Raw genomic sequence first — 20,202 nt, forward strand, 5'->3', positions numbered from 1 at the left:
TTCTTCATTATTATCTCATAGTTATTTATCAATAATTTTCATGTCATCAAAATTATTTTTATACATCATGAAGATTGCATTAAGCAACTCATTATTAATTTTCAATCGGTTTGAGTGAAATTAAATTTCAAGTAAATTGCTAAATATAAGGAAAATTGACAACTATTGAATCTTCAAATCAAATAATTTGAATCCGATGCTTCACTAGTTATTTTTATATTTCTAATATTTTCTATATGCAAGTATGTTACACATTTCACGCATAATAAAACTTGATTTTAGACATAAAAAAAGAACCGCCTTATACATATCATGTATAAAGCGGTTTGCTTTTATTTTGTGGTGGATCACCAGGGGTTCGAACCCTGGACACCCTGATTAAGAGTCAGGTGCTCTGCCAGCTGAGCTAGTGATCCATAGAACGTTACTAATTATATACCAATTGGTTTTAATTGTAAAGCGAAATGTAAAGTAAATTGTAATTTGTAAAATTATGCTTTACGTGTACTTTCGCCTATACAATTACAACACGTTCTTTTCTATTTTGTAGTACTTATCTGGCAGAGTCTACAGCCATTCCATCTACTTCTTCGTCAGCGTGATTTACTTCTACTTCGGTTGCCACAGGTTCAGATTGTTTGTTAGTCCAAGCGAGGTACGCACAGATAATGAGGCTGACTAAGGTAATAATGCCCATTGGCCATGGTGTACCATTTGCAAATACAGCCAAACCGATAGAGGACACAATGCCGCTGCCGTACTGCAAGGAACCGATAAGAGCGGCTGCTGTACCGGCTTTACGACCGGCCATGTTAAGAGCTGCTGCAGTGGCACAGGCAGCGATAATACCGTTTGTACCGAAGATTACGATTACGGATGCAATAACACCGGCTACACCAAGCCAATTTGTACCGATTAATACTAACAATACTACGGCGCCGATCAAAGCGATGGCCGTAGAGGCGCGTAACAATGTATCTAAAGTATAACGACGTACTAAACGACGGTTAAAGAAGCTGGCAATGATAACGCCGATAACATTGGCGGCGAATAAAGAGCCATAATAAATTTCAGGAATTCCATAATAGGTAATATATACGAATGGTGTACCTGCGATGATGGCGTAAGCTGCCATATAGAAGAAAGCAACTACGAGCGTATATTTCATAAACGCTGTATCTTTCATCAATTCACCGTACACTTTAAACGCATTTAAAATGCCGTCTTTACGACGACGTTCTTCCGGCCAGGTTTCAGGCAAAGCCAATACAGCCACACCGATCAGAATACCGATTACGGCTACTACCCAGAAGATTGTCTGCCAAGGAGCAAAGGTTACGATGAAACCGCCCATGGAAGGACCAACGATTGGCGCTACGGCCATAACCATAGTAATCAAGGATAATTTATCAGCTGCATCAGTTACAGAATATCTGTCGCGAATCATCGCTCTGGATAACATTGGGCCTACGCAGGCACCTACGGCCTGGAATACACGCCAGATAACAAGGCTTGTCATGGATGTGGCCATGGCACAACCGATAGTACCGATAACGAATAATACAGAACCCATAATCAGCGGTTTAATGCGGCCGATGCGGTCACTGATTGGACCCCATACGAGCTGCGCAATCATAAATCCGAATAAGTATCCGCTGATAGTTAATTCTGCGCCCGGCCCCAACATTTCAGACATGACAGGCATGGCCGGTAAGTATACGTCGGTAGCCAGGGAGTTGACCGCCATAAGGGCGGCCAATATTCCGAGGAATATCATATTATTATTTCTTAAACTTGCTAGATTCATTATAAAAACCTCTCCCATATCTTAGTCATACTTAATTATTCAATAATATCTGTGGATGCGGCCACTTCGGTTTGTTTCTTATAAGCCGCTACGCGTTCTTCCAAGCGTTCAATGGTTGCTTGTAATGCTTGAGAACCCAACACCATGTGAAGTGGTGTATCTTCACGATCTACGCTTTCAATAATGCGAGTCGCCATTTTAACAGGATCACCAACAGCCAAACCCTTCTTCGGATCCAGCATGTTCAAGAAGCCATGTACATGATCATATTCAGGCATTAAGTCAGCCACTTGCGCGCTGCCGTAACGGAATTCTGTACGTGCACCGCCCGGTTCAACGATGGTTACTTTCACATTGAAGGCCGCTACTTCTTGTGCAACGGATTCACAGAACCCTTCCACGCCGAACTTAGTGGCATGGTACAAAGAATTTGACGGATAGGCAACTTGCCCGCCGTAGGACGAAATCTGAATGATGTGTCCATGTTTTTGACGGCGCAAGTAAGGCAATGCACTGCGAATGAAGGTAATGGAACCGGTCAAGTTCGTCGCAATAATATGTTCCACCTGTTCATCGCTCAACTCTTCAGCCGCTCCGAATAAACCGTAGCCCGCGTTGGAGATAATAACATCGATGGTACCGTGTTCTTTAAACGCCTGCTGCACAACCGTGCGTGTAGCTGGAACGCTTGTCACATCAAGTATTTGGCAATCAAAGGTTTTCGGATATTTTTCAATCAAATCTTTTACTTTTTCTTTATTGCGTACCGTACCGATTACAGTGTCGCCTTTTTCCAACAACTGTTTCGTCATTTCTAAACCAAATCCGCTGGATACGCCGGTAATTAACCAAGTTTTATTCATAGTCATTGTTATGTCCCCCTCAAACTAAATCGTTTTTATACACATATTTTAAATTTACTTATCATATCTAAACTTTTAAATGTTATGTTACAATCATTTACCAATTGTTACTTTAACTTGTTCATCACTGTTTTTATTAACTTATCCACCACTTACTACAGCTTGTTTTGCCGTTTCCGTTACTGTATTTCGTGGTTCGTGATTCACTTTCTGTAATTATAATAAAACAAAACGACTGTAAGAACAATTCTTATTACAGTCGTTTTCAATAAGCAAATCTAATGTATTCTGTTTTTAGTTTTTGGGGCAAGACGTTTGCACCTGATTTACACCTATTTCACGATGCTTTCCGTGCCGACGCCGAAGCTGTCCATCATGGTATAGAGGAACTCTTTTACGAGCTGGCTCTTTCGTTCTTTCTTCGCAAACACGCCATAGGTGCGTCGCAGTTGTTCAGATCCGTTGCGAAGTGTGAGCATCATTACCCGTTCGTTGAAGAATGCATTTTCATCCGGCCGTTCCACAATCATGTAGCCCCGGTTGCTCAGTACAAGAAGACGTGCTTCTTCAATGTTTTCCACGTAAATAAAGTCGCTCTTCACGCCTACATCGTTGCGATAAAAGGCCGCTTCAATATCTCGCTGTTCTTTCGACGCCAGCAAGATACAAGGTATATTCTTTAAATCGTCCAGATTTACCGTTTCCAGGTTGCTAATCGGATTTGCCTTGGCAATTTCAACAAACAGCGGATTGCGGCGCAACACCACATTCACATAGTCATCGGAAAATGCACGGCGCTGGTCATTGAAAGCCACCTGGATTTTATCATTGCGAAGCATCCAGTAGAGCTCCTCATGGGTGCCGCTGGTTACGTGAATCGACACGTTCGGATGTGTTTCGTAGAACTTGGCCACGCTCTCCTGGATTTCAGGGCCGCTATAGTCTATGACATAGCCAAAGTACAAGGTGTCGCCCTTGTCATGGTCTATACGCTTCACATCACTGCATAACTTTTCATAATCCGCTAGCAACACCGTGCCTCGCTGCGCGAATAATTCCCCCGCCGGGGTCAATGAAAAGGTACGATTGTGGCGAATGAGCAACTGAACCCCCAGTTCCTGCTCCAAGGCCTTTATTTGTTGTGAAATGGCGGACTGGGAAATATTACACGACTCCGCCGCCTCCGTGAAATTATGATATTTAACAACGGCTAAAAAAAATCGCAACTGTGTTAACATATGAACCCCTGCTCTCTACTGCTTTTACTTCATTTACTGCTCTTACTTCGTTTATTGCTCGTCAAAAAAAGACTACCTCGCCATGGCGAAATAGTCTCTTTAGTCTTAATTATTATAAATTACCGATACCGAATACCCAGAAAACCGCCAGGCGAGTAAAGCTCAAAAGTAAAATCACTTCAACCAAGAAGTGTAAAGTACCTTCCATGTTTTTGCCCAACTTGGATAAACCGGTTTTATACGCCATATCGCAACCGCACATATTCGTCCCCTCCTACCACACTTATGATGCCTACCATTTATCTTTATATTAGCAAACAATAAATTCAAAATTTTCTATACCTATATAATACTATAAAACCCTGTATTTTCTCAATACTTCAATTAAAATATTTATATCAATTCCGCATATGATATAATAAAACAAGAGTGTTTTTGATATTTTTATATATATGCTAATTTAAGTGTAGTAAAATTGTATGGATTACGAGTTTTGAAGTAAAGGTATCACATATGAGCATTGAAGTTTTATTATTTGAAATGATTAAACGCATCAGTATGGCGGTTGTTTTGGGCCTCATCGTTTCACAAATGCGTTTATTCGATCGTCTTATCGCCCACAAGTTGTCAGCGGGCGATAAAATTATTTTCGTTCTTCTCTTCTCCAGTATCGCCATCGCCGGTACATACGCCGGTATCCCGATTGATGATGCCCTGGCCAACTCACGTATGGTGGGCATCATGGCGGCCGGTCTCATTGCAGGACCTTTTATGGGTAGCGCCGTCGGCATCGTGTCCGGTATTCACCGCTACTCCTTGGGCGGCTTTACCGCCTTGGCCTGTGCCATCTCTTCCATCGTAGAAGGGGTTCTGGCCGGTATTGTGCAGAAGTATTATAAACGGACACCTGTGCCGTGGACGGTCGCTTTAGTGGTAGGCTTCGTCGGCGAAGTGGTGCAAATGGCCATCATCCTATTGGTGGCGCAGCCATTCGAACAGGCCTATATATTGGTAAGCGATATCGCCATTCCAATGATTATTGCCAACTCGTTGGGCTTGTCCCTATTTATTAAAATCACGAAGGACAGTCTTCACCAGCGTGAAATTCAAAAAGCCAGCCAGAATCAGAATATTTTGGCCATTGCCCGCGAAACGGTTCGTTACTTCCGTACCGGCCTCACACCGGAATCGGCAGCGGCCGTTGTGCGCATCATCAAGAAGCACAGTCTCTATGACGCGGTGTCTATCACCGATACGGCCCATGTATTGGCCTATATCGGCGCTGAAGTGGAACACCATGCACCGGGCGTGGCGGCTCATTTGACAAACGTAACGTTAGACTCATTAAAATCAGGTACAATTCATATAGCCTACTCACCGCAGGAAATCGGCTGTACGGTACCGAACTGTTCGCTGAAGAGCGCCATCGTAGTACCGCTGATGATTAAGTCACGCATTATCGGGTCCCTGAAAATGTATTACACCGATCCGAACCACGTACCGGACGCATCGGACGTAGCCTTTGCGCAAGGCTTGGCAGACCTCTTCTCCACGCAGCTGGAACTTACGGAAATCGACCGTCAGCAGCAGATTACGGAAGCGGCGAAAATGCAGGCTCTCCATGCGCAGATTAATCCGCATTTCCTATTTAATACATTGAATACGATTTCGTCCCTCATTCGCACCAATCCGGAGCAGGCGCGACGACTTCTCATCAAGTTCTCCCAAATGTTCCGCTTCACCTTGCAATATAACGGACGCGTCATTTCCATTGAAAAAGAATGGGAGCAGGTTATGGCCTTCGTGGAAATTTCCATTGCGCGCCACGGAGACAAGCTCTTTGTAACGCATAATATTTCCCCGGAAATCTTCAGTTACGGCATCCCGTCCCTCACCTTGCAGCCGATTATCGAAAATGCTATCAAGCACGGCCTGCAGCCTCGTGAAGTGGGCGGCTCCATCGCCATCGAAGGGTACATGACCGACACGGATATTATCTTTACTGTAACGGATGACGGCGTAGGCTTCGACCGCGATCCGTCCTACTATCTGGAACATCCGCCACAAGGACATATCGGCTTGAGCAATGTGCATCGCCGACTCTATGGCCTGTACGGTCCTAAATACGGCCTCTCCGTCACATCCACGCCGGAAGAAGGCACCATCGTAACTATTAAAATTCCTAAAATTTCACCGGAAGAATACGCATCCTCTACAACTGATGGGAACTAAATAGACACTATTTATAGCCTATTATATACATTATTACTGATAGATATATACAGTGTTACTGACAGAAACTAAGTAAACAGTTCCTATCTATACAATCAACATATAACTAATCACTACATAATCACTACATAATCACTATATAATCACCATTAAAAAGGAGGTCATCTATGATACGTACGGTTTTAATTGATGATGAAGCACCGGCTCGCGACGAGCTTCGCTACCTACTCACCACCAATCACTCCGATGTGATTTCGATTATCGGCGAGGCGGACAATGCCACTTCATCCATTTCATTAATTACCAAGGAAAAACCGGATTTAATTTTCCTGGATATTCATATGCACGGCTTGTCCGGCTTGGAACTGGGCGAAGTGATTCGAGATATTTCGCCGAAGAGTAAAATTATCTTCGCCACCGCTTACGACGAATACGCTCTTAAAGCATTCGAGCTGCAAGCCTTGGACTATGTGGTAAAACCTATCGAAGAAGAACGACTTTCAAAAGCCATTCAACACGCTATGAAGGCGATTTACCCGAACGGCCTGCCGGGGAACGGTCAAAGCATGGGCGGTCAGACGGCGAACGGGTCTATGGCGGGCGCTGATGGTAACGGAGCTGTTGGGGCCAGCGCAGCAGGCGGTTCGGGCACCTCCGCCATGAACGGTGTAACTAACCAGGCCGGCTTTGGTGCAAACGGCAACGGTGCTTCTGCATCAGGCACTATCGGTGACGGCTCCGCCGTGACCGGCACCATTGCCCCACAAGTACTGACTAACAAACTGGCCGTTGATGACGGAGCGCACATTTTACTGATTGACATCGACACCATCTCTTACATTACCGGTGAGTCGGGACGTTTAGAAGTTCACACTACGAACGGTACGTACACGTCCAACAAAACCCTTACAGAACTGCAAGAGCGCCTGAAAGGCACTTCCCTCTATCGCGTACATCGCAGCTACATCGTAAACCTCAACCAGGTGCGCGAAGTGGTACCTTGGTTCAAAGGCACCTATTGGCTGCGCCTCCCTAGCCGCGCTAAGAAAGATACGGAGTTGATTGATATTCCTGTTAGTAAGGCACAGGTAAAACCGATAAAAGAGCTACTGGGAATCAGTTAATCATTATTTACCACATGAACATTTAATAAGGCACGTTAACTCAACACCACATTGAGTCAACGTGCTTTTATTTATTATCCGACTCACCCATCCCCCCAACACAAAAGGAGCTACCTTTCGGTAGCTCCTTTTGCATTTTATTGAGGTTCATCTATGTGATGTAAGGATTTGTTATGCTTATATCTATACAAAGTCAACCTGTTTTATTTTAGGGAAGCAAGTGATTAAGTGTATGAGGTATCGATTATACTTCCCAAAATAATTTCAATATGTTTTCCTTTTCAGGAGTATATGCAATCCAATAAGGCCTAATTGACGATTAATTAAACTTCGTCAGGTTGCATATCTTTCAAGGATTCCGCTTCAACGTCAGCTTCAGTACGGAAGTCCTGTTTTTGTTTTGCAAGGCGGATCCAGCTGCGAACAGCTTCAACCATTACGAGGGATACGAGTAAGAACATTACAACACTTACTGCTACGAGCATCCATTTGCCTTCAGGAATGTAGTTCCAGAATACGTTTTCATAGTCAGCCATAACTGTGATGATGGCGATGAATACGCAAGGGATAGCGGTTACCCACGCATAGCGTTTGTGACCAAGGTGCATGATTACAGTTGTACCGATGGCTAAGCCCATAGTTGCTAACAACTGGTTGGATACACCGAATAATGGCCAGATTGTACCGATGTTACCTTGAAGTACTAAGTAGCCCCAAGCGAAACATACTAAGAAAGAGGAGAAGTATACACCTGGAGTCCAGTGAGTATCTTTCATTTTAGGAATTACCATACCAAGTAATTCTTGAACCATGTAACGGCTTACGCGAGTCCCTGTATCGATCAAAGTCAAGATGAACAATGCTTCGAACATGATACAGAAATGATACCAGTAGCTCATTAAGTGGCTCATGTTAGGAACTTTGGAGAAGATGTGAGCCATACCAACTGCAAGGGATACGGCACCACCTGGACGGTGCATTAAATCTTCACCAACCATTTGGGATAATTGAGGTAATTCGTGAACTTGAAGACCCAATGTGGAGAATGTTTCCGCAGTGGAGTTGATTGCGAAGTAATCGTTTGGATGTAAGCTTGTTGCTGCGATCAAAGCCATCATAGCGATGAAAGCTTCAGTAAGCATAGCGCCGTAACCGATTGGCAACATTTCTTTTTCGTTCATAATCATTTTAGGAGTTGTACCGGTGGATACAGTTGCATGGAAACCGGACAACGCACCGCAAGCGATCGTAATGAATACGAATGGGATAGCGGAACCGTTAAGTACAGGGCCGCCGCCACCAACATATGCGGAGAATGCCGGCATTTGAAGAGTTGGCATAACTACGATGATACCTAAAGCCAAGGCACCGATTGTACCAACTTTTAAGTAAGTGGAAAGATATCCACGAGGAGCTAACAATAACCATACTGGAAGTGCTGCGGCGAAGAAGCTGTATACAGCAAGCATGATTTGGATGGAATGACGGTCCCAAGTGAAGTATGGAGCTAAAGAGGAATGAGCGATATCTGGACCGTAGATAACAGCAGCCATGATAAGAGCCATACCGATTACAGTAGCTTCACGGATTTGACCAGGACGTAACCAACGAAGATATACACCGATGAATACAGCGATTGGAATAGTAGCACTCACTGTGAAGAAGCCCCAAGGGGAATTTTCAAGAGAGTTGGCAACTACTGCAGCCATACCAGCCATGGTGATGATCAACAAGAACAAAGTAGCAAGCAAAGTACCCATGCCGGCTGCGCTGGAGATTTCAGCACGAGCGATATCGGCGATGGATTTACCTTGGTAGCGAACCGATGCGAATAAAAGTACAAAGTCATGTACTGCACCGGCTAATACGGAACCGATAAGGATCCATAAAACGCCAGGTAAATAACCGAACTGAGCTGCAATAACAGGACCAACAAGAGGACCTGCACCGGCGATAGCTGCGAAGTGCTGACCGAATGTAACCCATTTGTTAGTTGGTACATAGTCAACGCCGTCATTGATGGCAACTGCCGGAGTTGTACGATACTGATTTACAGTAAGAACTTTGGCTGCAATAAAGGCGCCGTACAAGCGATAAGCGATCGCAAGAACGAGGGCCGATATAATAACCAAATAAAGACCGTTCATTTCCATTTGTATGAACCTCCTAGAAATAAAAATAAGTGCATTGGAAAGACTACGTTATAAAGTGTATGAATTGTTGTAGTTCTTTCATCTGTATGCATTGTAAGCCATTTATGAAATGGGGTAAACAGTTTTTCGCTGAATGGAATAAAAAGGGGGACAAATGGAAATAGTTACCCTTGAAAGGAAATGGAAATTTCGCCTGATTTTTGTAATTTATTAATTTTTCATATAATTAAACATTTAATTAAATTCCTTTTAAAGCTTGGGGATTTATAAAAAACCGCCTATTTATAAGCATTCTTTACTTATCATTACCATTTTCGTCCACTTATAAGCGCGAAAAGAGGCAGATATCAATTTTGCTGATATCTGCCTCTTAAGGTTGTAGTAATTACAGGCAATTAGTCCTATTTAGTAACTAATCACTTTAGTAACTAATCACTCTTATAACGCACTTTCGTAAATCGCCAAGATGTCTTCGGTCGTGAAGTTTGTATACGATGTGGGATAACGATTGGACGAAGCGGCAATCTTAGGAAGTGCTTCTTTCGGAATGTTCACTTCTCCAAGCGTTGTCGGTGCGCCAATGGATTTGAAATAGTTGCGCAATGCCTCAATACCGGCCAATGCCAACGCTTCATCCGATTCGAAATCGTCTCGTTTCAAGCCCCAGATGTTGATAGCAAAACGCACGAAACGAGGGATGTGACCTTTGTAAATATATTTCAGTACCATTGGGTGCACGATGGCCAGCCCTGCCCCATGCGGAATGTCGTAGAATGCGGACAACGCATGTTCGATCTGATGAGACATCCAGTCCTGTTTCTTGCCAAGGCCTAAAATACCGTTCAATGCGATGGTAGCGCCCCACATTAAGTTGGAGCGGGCTTCATAGTCCTCTTGGTTTTCCAATGCAATCGCCGCATTAGCCATAATATTTTTAAAAGTCGCTTCCAATAAGGCATCAGATAAGTTATTTGTTTCCGGTAAGGAGAAATACTGTTCCATCAAGTGAGACAGCATGTCGCAAATGCCGTAAATCATCTGATTCTTAGGCAATGTGTAAGTGTACGTCGGATCCAAAATGGAAAATTGAGGATACAGCGCATCGCCGTAACCGCCTAATTTCTTTTGGGCTTCCCAATCCGTTACAACACCGCGGTTGTTCATTTCACTGCCGGTGGCCGACATTGTGAGTACTACACCTACAGGCAAGGCGCGTTTTACATTTTCCCGTTTTACAAAGAAATGCTGCCACCAGTCATAGTCTTCATCAACGAGCGCTACGGCACCGATGAATTTAGAGCAGTCCACTACGGAACCGCCGCCTACGGCGAGCACCAAATCTACATTATGTTCTCGGCAAAGTTGTGCCCCTTCAAGCACCTTTTCCTTGCGCGGATTGGACATAATGCCCGGCAGTTCAACGACGTTCTTACCGGCCTTGGCTAATTCAGCCATAACCGCATCATACACGCCGTTCTTCTTAATACTGCCACCGCCATAGGTGAGCAACACCGTCGGTCCGTATTGGGCCAATAACTCAGGCAGCTGCTTTACACTGCCTTCTCCGAACACAATCTTTGTAGGATTATAAAATGAAAACGAATCCATAGTTGCCTCCTCCCGGCACTTTGTAACCACTTTGGCAAGTGCCGATTTATTCTACGTCAACTTTCTAGTTATTCTACATTACTTTATACTTATTCGACGTTAATTTTATAGTTATTCTGCGTTAACTTTATACTTATTCTACGTCAACTTTATAAACAATGACACGTTCATACACCTTCGGCTGCGATTCCGTACTCGCCTCCGTCAAGGACTGACGATAGCCCGGCAAATTGCAGTCATTCGGGATGAACGACGGCTCAATGCACATACCTGAATGAGGACCGTACTTCGTGCCGTCACGGCCCGTATCTTTTACCCAGTTCCCCGTGTAAAATTGGAAACCCGGTGCGTCAGATAAAACGGTAAGAGTCAATCCGCCACCGCGAAATTCGCTGCATTTCAACAGGCCTTGTCCCGGACTTTGTAAATTCTCTGCTCCTTTTGCAGCCCCCGCTTCTTTGCCGGCTGCCAATCCTTCTGCAGATTTCATTCCATCCGAAGAGCCGCCCTTGCGTGTCATATAGAAATGATCATAACCGCGATACGGTGCCAACTCTTTTTTATTAGCCTCCAACGCTTCGCCTACATTGCGCCAGTCTGTAAAATCATAGGCTGTATCTGCAACCGGCTTTAATTCACCCGTAGGGATCTGATTCGCACCGAATGGCGCATATTCATCAGCATACAAGCGTACGTCATGACTCTTTACGGTCGCTTCGCCGGTCAAGTTGAAATAACTGTGACCTGTAATATTTACAGTGGAAACCTTTGTGGTGCTGTATTCGTAACGGATAGAAAGGCCTTCGTCGTCCAGTTTCATATGAGCCTGAACGGTAAAATCGCCGGGGAATCTATCTTCTTCCTCTGTAATGGTCGCTTCTAAAACCAATTCGGACTCCGAGTGCTCCACCAACTGCCAATTCATAAAACTTAAGCTGTGACAGCCGCTATGCAACAAGTTCGGCCCGTTATTGGGATGAAAGAAATACGTAACACCGCCGATAATACATTCCGCATTGGCAATGCGATTGGCCACGCGGCCTACGGTTGCACCGAAATACGCCTGCCCCTGTAAATATCCTTTTACAGAGTCATAACCGAGTACAATGTTGCGGCCCGTAGATTTTACAATAAAATCCTGTATAATGGCACCCCAACTTAATACTCGTACGATAAAATTCTTCGACTCCAGCTCGTACTGAACTATCTGAGCCCCTGAAGGCGAAGTACCATACCCTTCACATTTCAAAATAGCCACCTCCCGTCAATAACTCCCATCGTGATTCCCAAGCATATATAAATTAAACTTTAAAGTTGCTTAATCTTTAAAATTGCTTAATCTTTAAAATCTCTTATTCTCTAAAAACTTTCCGGACTTAAGTCTCTTATTAACTCAAACGCTAAAAGACCTATTCCGCAAGCCTTTTAGCCACCGATACGCCACATAGGCCGCTTCGGCGTTTCCATATCGGCGCCGTCATGTTCCGCCTTGCGCAGTTGCAATGCATCTGCAATGATACCCATCAGCGTTTCACTGTCAGCACCGAGGCGAACAGCTTCCGCCAAGTCCACTTCTTCATCTCGCAAGAGACATAGACGCAACTTGCCGTCACTGGTTAAGCGAACCCGATTACACGAATCACAGTACGTGTGACTCATGGGGAAAATGAAGCCCACCATGCGACCGTTCGGCAATGTATAATACGTCGCCGGGCCTCGGCCCATAGACACATCAGTCTGCACCGGTGTGAGCGGACCTCCTGCGACACGCTCCAACTGAGCTTTCCATTCTTCGAAAGTAGGTCCTTTATACGTATCACCTTGGAACGGCATGTATTCGATAAATCGCCAAACTACCGGCCATTGTTCCATAAAGTCCAACAGCGCTTTCACCTTGTCGTCGCTCATGGTCTCCATTAAAACCGTGTTCAATTTCACGGAGCGAAATCCGGTGCGCACAGCCGCTTCAATACCGGCCACCACAGAGTCCATCTGCCCTTTACAGCCCGTACGGAAGTCAAACGTAGGCTCATCCACCGCATCAAAACTAATATTTACGCGCTGTAACCCCAAGTTATGAAGTCGCTCAGCTCGCGCAGCCAACAGACTGCCGTTTGTGGTCATGGAAATATCGGAAAACCACTGTTTTTCCTGCAGACCGGCCAATAAGGTTTCCAGCCCCGGATACAGCAACGGTTCACCACCGGTTAAACGGACCGCATTTATACCTAATTTATAAAAGGCTTCCAGAACAACCAGCCATTCTTCAGGCTTCAACAAATTTGTCTGACTATCCGCCGTGATAATCTCCGGTCGACAATAGGGGCAACAAAAGTTGCAGGCCTCCGTCAGCGACACGCGCACGTACTCAATCGTGCGGTTCCATGAATCCTGAATCATAGGTCCCTCGCTTCAGCGCCGGCTGTGAGCACATGATCCTCAGCGCGCTCATTAGTGCACTCCTTGATGCACTCCATACGCTGTGCCGCATCACTGTCTTCAACCGGATTTGCGTTACCTTCAATAATCTGAACTTCGTCACCAACAACGATCGTTCCGCCTGTAATTACCTTGGCGAAAATGCCCTGCGTTGGCATGATGCAGGAGCCTACGAGTTTCTGGATTTCACAGCCCGAATGGCATTCCTTGCCGATTTGAGTTACTTCGAGAACAGCCGTTTTACCGATAGAGAGCCGGGTGCCTACAGGCAATTCGTAGAGTACCAGTCCTTCTACGGTAATGTTTTCCGCAAAGTCTCCGGGTTTCACATCGGCCCCTTTGGCACGCATCAAATCGATACTTTGAATGCCCAACAGACTGATCTGGCGATGCCATTTACCTGCATGCGCATCCCCTTCCATGCCGAAATCCTCAATGAGTCGCGCCTCCGGAATATTATGTTTTTTCTTTCCTTTTTCCCTGCTTATGGAAATAGCAATAATTTTTGCCATATAGTATGTATTCCCTTTCAAGTTCTATAACTCCTTTATAGAGTTATTAATATTTAAGTAAAATTTTTGTGTAGAAATAGTATATACATTTATTTCTATGTATTGATTATTATAACACTTAAACTGTGCTACCACAAAAAAACACAGGAGCACGATGTACTCCTGTGTATAATATATAATTGTTCTTAGTCCTCTTCTTCCACTGCGTCTTCTTTACCTACACCGTTGAAAATAAGGTTAAGAATTACAGCAGTCAAGCTGCCCAAGGTAATGCCGCTGTGTAAAATAACAGCCGTCCAGCTTGGGAAGTTGTGGTAGAAGTTCGGTTCGGTCAATGTAACCATACTCATACCAATACTTACAGCCACCAACATTAAATTGTAGTTGCCTTCAAAATCTACTTTTGACAAGGCGCGAATACCACTGGCAATGATCATGCCGAACATAGCAATCCCTGCACCGCCCAATACAGAGTTCGGAATGCATGCTACGATGGCGGCCATCTTAGGCACCAAGCCGAGCACTACCAAGATGATACCCGATGTGGCCACTACGAAACGGCTCTTAACGCGTGTTACTGCAATAAGACCAACGTTTTGCGCAAACGCTGTATATGGGAAGCTGTTGAAAATGCCGCCCAACATAGTGGACAATCCGTCGGCGCGCAAACATTTTGCAAGACCTTTACGTCCCATCGGTTTGTCTACGATTTCACCGATAGCCACGCAGTCGCCCGTCGTTTCCACCATAACTACCATCATAACGATACACATGGAAATAATGGCGCCCACATCAAAGGTCGGGAAGCCGAAGGAGAACGGTGTTATTACGCCGAACCAACTTTCATTGGAAACCTTGCTGAAGTCCACAACGCCCAACAAAGTGGCAATAATAGTGCCGCCAATGAGGCCGATAAGTACGGAAATGTTGCTTAAGAATCCTTTACAGAATCGATACACCAAGATAACGATGGTAAGCGTTATAAATGCCAGCATCAAGTTCATAGGACTGGCAAATTCCGGTGAATTCGGATTGCCGTACCCGCTGATCCAGCGCACGGACACCGGCAACAAGGTAATACCGATAATGGTAATAATCGTACCTGTTACGACCGGCGGGAACAGTCGAATGAGCCGACTGAAATACGGTGCTATGAGGAAGGTAAACAAACCTGCCACAATAATGGCTCCGTAAATGGCGGGCATACCGCCTTGATGCCCGATAACGATCATCGGTGTTACCGACGCAAAGGTTACCCCTTGAATCATCGGAATTCGTGCACCGATTTTCCAAAACCCTAATGTTTGAATGAGCGTGGCAATCCCACAGGTAAATAAATCCGCATTAATTAAGTGGATTAACTGCTCTGCGCTCAATCCCAGTTGTTGTGCCACGATAATTGGCACCGCTACTGCGCCGGCATACATAGCCAATACGTGCTGCAACCCATAGGCAAACAGCTGCGTAGCCGGCAGCATTTCATCCACAGGATGAACTACTTTAACTTCGCTGTCCTTCATTTTAACCCCCATAAAACCTAACCTGTAAACTTATACTAGTATATAACTTTATAGCTTTTACAAATACCTATATATTCTAACTTATTCGCTGTGCTTATGACAAGGCGTAATTTATTCTTTTGAATAATATCTGATTTGAAAACTATATTACGTACATATATCTTTTATATAATATCTGAATGGAAAACCATATCACTTACATATAAGCATATAGAAATATAATTGCTCAAATACAGCTATACATCTTATTTTTTATTCAGTAAAAAAATAGCATACAATTCAGTATAAAAAAATTATATCGAATTTTTTCGCTTTTAATGTTTCTCTCATATTCTATTTATGTTATAATCTTACTGAAATTACAAGTATTTTGCCAGTATTTCTTGATTTTTAATAAAAACAATTACTTTGGCATAATTTTTCAAAATATTTTTTATAATCATATCATATAATGAATTTATTATTTAAGGAGACCTGCATATGAAACGATTGCTATCCTTCGCCCAACTTTTGGTCAAGGAGATTGCAGCAGATTACAATCGACATAATATTGCTCGCCTTGCTGCAGAAACGACATATTATCTTGTATTATCTATTGTACCATTTTTAATTATTATTTTGAGCGGCATTACCTTCTTCCTCCACGATGTGAATACTGTTCGTGAAGCGTTGGTCATTTTACCGCCTGAATCTCGCGAAACATTGCTGAGTATTATCGACGTCCTCTTGCAAAACCAGAGTAATACACTCTTCTCCGTGAGTATTCTGTTTGCATTCTGGACGTTATCGCAAAGTACAAAGTCTTTGATCAATGCGCTCAACTCGATCCTCGGACTGGACGACATTGAAGAAACCTTTATTCGCACCGCGAGCAAAGCGTTGTTCTTTACCTTGATTGGTACTATTACCGGCTTTATTGGTCTGGTGTTATCCGTTTACGGTCAGTCCTTCCTTCAACTGTTCGGCGATTTCTTAGGAATTCCAAAAGAAATTATCGGCTGGGCTTCCACCATCGCCACCTTGTTGCCACTCGTATCCATGTGGGTATCCTTGGCGCTCTTCTATCACTACGCACCGCGTCATGACACAGGCTGGACTATTTCCTGGAAACGCGCTGCTATCGGCGGTTTCATCGGCACCGTTCTTTGGCTCCTGCTCACCTTGGGCTACCGCTTCTACATCACCGACATCGCCGGCGGCGGTTCTGCCAACTACGGTCCACTCGTAGGTATCATGATCCTCTTTATCTGGCTTAACTGGTCTGTTCAGGCTATTTTAGTTGTAGGCAGCATGATTCACAACAACAACTTCATTTCCTTTATCGAAGCCTTCAGAAATCAGCGCAAAATCGCTGAGAAAGATTAAACCGATCTAACTGTCAAACCGTCTAAAAGGTTAAGACCGGCTATCGATTAAAATACTAAACAATTAAGGCCTTCTAAAGGCAAGACTGTCTATTGATGAAAATCAACATAACATGTTAAACTAGAGGTGTTTATAACAAGCACTCACTCTAACTATAAAGGTATATAATAAGGTGTATTAAGAGGGGCTCTATTAGAGCCCTTCTAATTTCTTTGAAAGGGATTTTCCATGGAATTATCAACGTTCATTTATTTTCTATTATCATCCATCGCGCTCACAGTCGTTCCGGGCCCGGATAACTTATACTTGTTGGCAAAGAGCATTTCCGACGGTGCCAAACAGGGCATCATCCTGGCAGGTGGTCTTGCAGCCGGCATTATCTTCCATACTACGTTGGTTATCATAGGCGTCGCAGCCGTCATCGCCAGCACACCGGTTGCCTTCCAGTTATTGAAATACTTAGGCGCCTTCTACCTCTTCTACCTGGCCCGTCAGGCCTACTCGGCAAAACCCGTGCCGGGCAAGAAAATGCCGGTTGAAACTGCAGTTGCTTCCGCCGGAAAACCTAAAACCAACGGCTTTGCCACATTCCGCAAAGGATTATTGATGAACATACTAAACCCGAAAGTGCTCTTGTTCTTCCTGGCCTTTTTACCGCAGTTCATAAATCCGGCCGGTCCGGAACCGGGCGTTCAGGTTGCCATATTAGGCCTCACATTCAGCATTCAGGCCTTTGTGATTTTTACCATCATCGCCCTTTGCGCCGGAAAATTAGGTAACCTCATCAACAAGAACGAGAATTCCCAGATCATCATGAATAAAATTCAGGGCCTCGTACTCCTCATTATCGGTGGATTCCTGCTCCTCTTTTAAATTTGACAGTCACAATGCCCCTTGTTATAATTACTTAGTAACATAAGCGCCTATAGCTCAGGGGATAGAGCGCCGGTCTCCGGAACCGGGTGCGCAAGTTCGAATCTTGCTAGGCGCACCATTCATTTGAAAGTTAAAATATATAAATAAAAGGTAGAAAACAATTTTGTTTTCTACCTTTTTTGTTTATTTAATCATCTAGGATTTTACCTGCTCCATTCTTATTATTGTTTTTCTGCACGCTGTTTTTCTAATCATTCTAACCATTCTAATCACATTAATTGACTTTTATGGTTAGAATGATTAGAATGTAAGTATAATATGAGTAGAATATAAAAGGAGGGAACAAAGTGAACTTACAGGAAATGAGTGGATACGGATTTGAGTCCATGCGCTCCCTCAATCAGTCTTTAACTTTTGAAGCAACGCAAAAAGAATTTACGCTCCGAAAGGTTACTTTCGGAGAACCGCAACTGCAAACCTTAAAGCTCGTATCTACTGATGGACTTTATACAAATCTTGGTCTCCTTTTATCAGATCAATGCCCCTACACCATCAAAGCTGCCATTTTCGAAGGAACGAATCAAAATGTATTTAAGGATCGTCGAGAATTTTCCGGCGCCCTCATACATCAACTAAATGAAGTTTACAATTACATTGACCTTAACAATCAGACGCATTCAGACTTCCACAAGCTTCTACGCATTGATACGCGAGACTATCCTGAAGTTGCAATTCGCGAAGCCCTTCTTAATACATTAGTACACCGAGACTATTCCATCAGTGCCAGTACACTGATTAGTATTTATGACGACCGCATCGAATTAGTGTCAATTGGCGGTTTACTCCCGGGCTTAGAACTAGACGATTTGATGATGGGTGTTTCCGTCTGTCGTAACCCTAACTTGGCCAATGTCTTTTATCGTTTAGAGCTTATCGAAGCATACGGCACAGGGATTCAAAAAATTATAAATGCCTATTCAGATTCTCATGTACAACCGCAGATTACTGCAACAAACAATGCATTTAAAATCACACTTCCCAATATAAATGCTATAAGCAAAACTACTCCACCCAATGTAGTGAGCGAAACTCCGGCACCTTTTGTAAACACAAACGAAGAAAAAATTATGCATGCATTAAGCGAAAAGCAAATGATTACACGCCGGGAAGCACAGGAAATTTTAGGCGTCAGCCAATCTACCGCCGGCCGTATTTTAAAAAACCTGGTAGACACTGGCCGCATCATACAGCTCGGCGGAAGCCGTACTACACGATATGAATTGCCTAAAAAAAAAATATAAATAGGCACACAAAATAAATAGACATAAAAAAGCACTCACATGTTAGATGAGTGCTTTACTTTTATTTAGCTTCAAAAAACTTCAATATTTTATCCAACGACACAGGGTAAAAGTTATTCGCATCAACGCCCACATCGTAGCGGCGAATGCCCTCCGCCCGGTTCGATTCGTTATATTCTCCGGTGGAGTGGATGTGTCCGTGAAGCATGTAGCTGCCTCGTTGATAGCGATTCCAGGCCAGCATAGGATAATGCATCAAGGCCATAAGTGCTCGCTTATGCACAAGGAATTTGTAGTCACAGATTTCCTTAAAAATACGGGCGTCATATTTATTAACTTTATCGTGGTTGCCGACGAGCAATATTTTCTTGCCATTCAGGCGCGCCAACATTACATTGGCTGCCTCCGGTTCGACGTACTGCGTCATATCACCTAAGAGATAGACCGTATCCTTGTCTGTAACCATGCTATTGTAATTTGCGATCAGCGTTTCGTTCATTTCTTCTACAGAAGTAAACGGCCGCTTTCTATGCTTAATGACTTTTGGGTACCCTAAATGAAAATCGCTGGTGAAATAAATCATGAGTCTTTCTCCTGACACTTGTACTGTACGCCCCACTCGAACATGGCCGCAATAATCGGTTCCATGGTACGGCCCAATTCCGACACGGAGTATTCCACGCGCGGTGGCACTTCCGGATAGACTGTTCGTTCAATAATGCCGTCATCTTCCAATTCTCGAAGCTGCAAGGTCAAACTGCGATGTGTTACACCTTCCATGCGGCGCTGTAATTCGCTGAATCGCAAGGTTCCCTGCAGTAAATGATATAAAATAACGCCTTTCCATTTGCCGCTGAGCACAGTAAGCGTAGTCGCTACCGGACATTTTTCACGCGGACAAGGCGCCTTGTCACCCATAGGTTCGCCGTATACCGGACGCTCTTCATCGATCGAACTCATATCGCCATGATGCTGTGTTACAGCGTTGATAGGGATGTCCGTATCTGCTTTAACAGTAACCTTTAACTTTCTATCCACTTCTATATTGGCAGTTGCTCCGTTATTCATCGTCTTCCCCTTTATTATATCATTAAAAATCAAGCTCTATCTTATTAAAATTCAAAATTTATTTCATAAAAATTCAAGCTCTACATCATTAAAACT

Annotated in this window: 16 protein-coding genes, 2 tRNA genes and 1 pseudogene; 6 read left to right on the top strand and 13 right to left on the bottom strand. The window is 43.9% G+C overall.

Features of this window, described 5'->3' with window-relative positions:
- Positions 1 to 340: 340 nt before the first annotated feature.
- From KHZ77_RS08850 to KHZ77_RS08870, 5 genes are all read right to left on the bottom strand, one after another.
- Positions 341 to 416: transfer RNA gene (locus KHZ77_RS08850), tRNA-Lys, on the bottom strand.
- 137 nt (positions 417 to 553) lie between these two features.
- Positions 554 to 1,807, bottom strand: coding sequence for a multidrug effflux MFS transporter (locus KHZ77_RS08855; RefSeq protein ID WP_295198059.1), 1,254 nt, complete (start codon positions 1,805 to 1,807; stop codon positions 554 to 556).
- Between the two features lie 35 nt (positions 1,808 to 1,842).
- Positions 1,843 to 2,676 carry an SDR family oxidoreductase gene (locus KHZ77_RS08860; protein WP_295198061.1) on the bottom strand — a complete coding sequence of 278 codons (834 nt, stop codon included), beginning with the start codon at positions 2,674 to 2,676 and terminating at the stop codon, positions 1,843 to 1,845.
- A 326-nt stretch (positions 2,677 to 3,002) separates the two neighbouring features.
- Complete coding sequence (locus tag KHZ77_RS08865) at positions 3,003 to 3,908, bottom strand: LysR family transcriptional regulator (protein WP_295198063.1); 906 nt, start codon at positions 3,906 to 3,908, stop codon at positions 3,003 to 3,005.
- Between the two features lie 112 nt (positions 3,909 to 4,020).
- A complete protein-coding gene (locus KHZ77_RS08870; protein ID WP_295198065.1) occupies positions 4,021 to 4,170 on the bottom strand; it encodes a hypothetical protein in 150 nt (49 codons plus the stop codon).
- Between the two features lie 251 nt (positions 4,171 to 4,421).
- Here KHZ77_RS08870 and KHZ77_RS08875 point away from each other — a divergent pair, with 251 nt between their 5' ends.
- Both KHZ77_RS08875 and KHZ77_RS08880 read left to right on the top strand, forming a co-directional pair.
- Complete coding sequence (locus tag KHZ77_RS08875; RefSeq protein WP_295198067.1) at positions 4,422 to 6,140, top strand: LytS/YhcK type 5TM receptor domain-containing protein; 1,719 nt, start codon at positions 4,422 to 4,424, stop codon at positions 6,138 to 6,140.
- 167 nt (positions 6,141 to 6,307) lie between these two features.
- Positions 6,308 to 7,264: a LytTR family transcriptional regulator DNA-binding domain-containing protein gene (locus KHZ77_RS08880; protein WP_295198069.1), complete on the top strand. Its 957-nt coding sequence runs from the start codon at positions 6,308 to 6,310 to the stop codon at positions 7,262 to 7,264.
- Positions 7,265 to 7,587: 323 nt separating this feature from the next.
- Here KHZ77_RS08880 and KHZ77_RS08885 read toward each other — a convergent pair whose 3' ends face one another.
- The 6 genes and pseudogenes from KHZ77_RS08885 to KHZ77_RS08910 all read right to left on the bottom strand — a co-directional run bounded on the left by KHZ77_RS08885 (position 7,588) and on the right by KHZ77_RS08910 (position 15,496).
- Positions 7,588 to 9,417 carry a carbon starvation protein A gene (locus tag KHZ77_RS08885; RefSeq protein ID WP_295198071.1) on the bottom strand — a complete coding sequence of 610 codons (1,830 nt, stop codon included), beginning with the start codon at positions 9,415 to 9,417 and terminating at the stop codon, positions 7,588 to 7,590.
- Between the two features lie 438 nt (positions 9,418 to 9,855).
- Complete coding sequence (locus KHZ77_RS08890) at positions 9,856 to 11,025, bottom strand: iron-containing alcohol dehydrogenase (RefSeq protein WP_295198074.1); 1,170 nt, start codon at positions 11,023 to 11,025, stop codon at positions 9,856 to 9,858.
- Positions 11,026 to 11,158: 133 nt separating this feature from the next.
- Positions 11,159 to 12,274, bottom strand: coding sequence for an aldose epimerase family protein (locus tag KHZ77_RS08895; RefSeq protein WP_295198077.1), 1,116 nt, complete (start codon positions 12,272 to 12,274; stop codon positions 11,159 to 11,161).
- A 176-nt stretch (positions 12,275 to 12,450) separates the two neighbouring features.
- Positions 12,451 to 13,425, bottom strand: a complete 975-nt coding sequence (moaA, locus tag KHZ77_RS08900; protein ID WP_295198079.1) for a GTP 3',8-cyclase MoaA — start codon at positions 13,423 to 13,425, stop codon at positions 12,451 to 12,453.
- 119 nt (positions 13,426 to 13,544) lie between these two features.
- Positions 13,545 to 13,976, bottom strand: a pseudogene (locus KHZ77_RS08905) (MOSC domain-containing protein); the annotation flags it as partial.
- A gap of 185 nt (positions 13,977 to 14,161) precedes the next feature.
- Entirely contained in the window at positions 14,162 to 15,496 is a 1,335-nt protein-coding gene (locus tag KHZ77_RS08910; protein WP_295198083.1) for a nucleobase:cation symporter-2 family protein, read from the bottom strand.
- A gap of 480 nt (positions 15,497 to 15,976) precedes the next feature.
- Between KHZ77_RS08910 and KHZ77_RS08915 the strand changes: the two genes are divergently transcribed.
- From KHZ77_RS08915 to KHZ77_RS08930, 4 genes are all read left to right on the top strand, one after another.
- Positions 15,977 to 16,861: a YihY/virulence factor BrkB family protein gene (locus KHZ77_RS08915; protein ID WP_295198086.1), complete on the top strand. Its 885-nt coding sequence runs from the start codon at positions 15,977 to 15,979 to the stop codon at positions 16,859 to 16,861.
- 228 nt (positions 16,862 to 17,089) lie between these two features.
- The gene (locus tag KHZ77_RS08920) at positions 17,090 to 17,734 is read left to right on the top strand and encodes a LysE family translocator (RefSeq protein ID WP_295198089.1); all 645 of its coding nucleotides are present in this window, start codon (positions 17,090 to 17,092) and stop codon (positions 17,732 to 17,734) included.
- A 46-nt stretch (positions 17,735 to 17,780) separates the two neighbouring features.
- Positions 17,781 to 17,855 (top strand) — tRNA-Arg (locus KHZ77_RS08925).
- 229 nt (positions 17,856 to 18,084) lie between these two features.
- On the top strand, positions 18,085 to 19,038 hold the full coding sequence (locus KHZ77_RS08930) for an ATP-binding protein (RefSeq protein WP_295198092.1): 954 nt from the start codon (positions 18,085 to 18,087) through the stop codon (positions 19,036 to 19,038).
- A 61-nt stretch (positions 19,039 to 19,099) separates the two neighbouring features.
- Here the strand turns inward: KHZ77_RS08930 and KHZ77_RS08935 are convergent, their stop codons facing one another.
- The gene (locus tag KHZ77_RS08935; RefSeq protein ID WP_295198095.1) at positions 19,100 to 19,621 is read right to left on the bottom strand and encodes a metallophosphoesterase; all 522 of its coding nucleotides are present in this window, start codon (positions 19,619 to 19,621) and stop codon (positions 19,100 to 19,102) included.
- The gene (locus tag KHZ77_RS08940; RefSeq protein WP_366664956.1) at positions 19,618 to 20,106 is read right to left on the bottom strand and encodes a helix-turn-helix domain-containing protein; all 489 of its coding nucleotides are present in this window, start codon (positions 20,104 to 20,106) and stop codon (positions 19,618 to 19,620) included. The genes KHZ77_RS08935 and KHZ77_RS08940 overlap by 4 nt, the downstream gene beginning before the upstream one ends.
- Positions 20,107 to 20,202 lie beyond the last annotated feature (96 nt).

The organism is Veillonella sp. (genome assembly GCF_018364065.1).
In the GTDB taxonomy this organism is placed as follows: domain Bacteria; phylum Bacillota; class Negativicutes; order Veillonellales; family Veillonellaceae; genus Veillonella_A.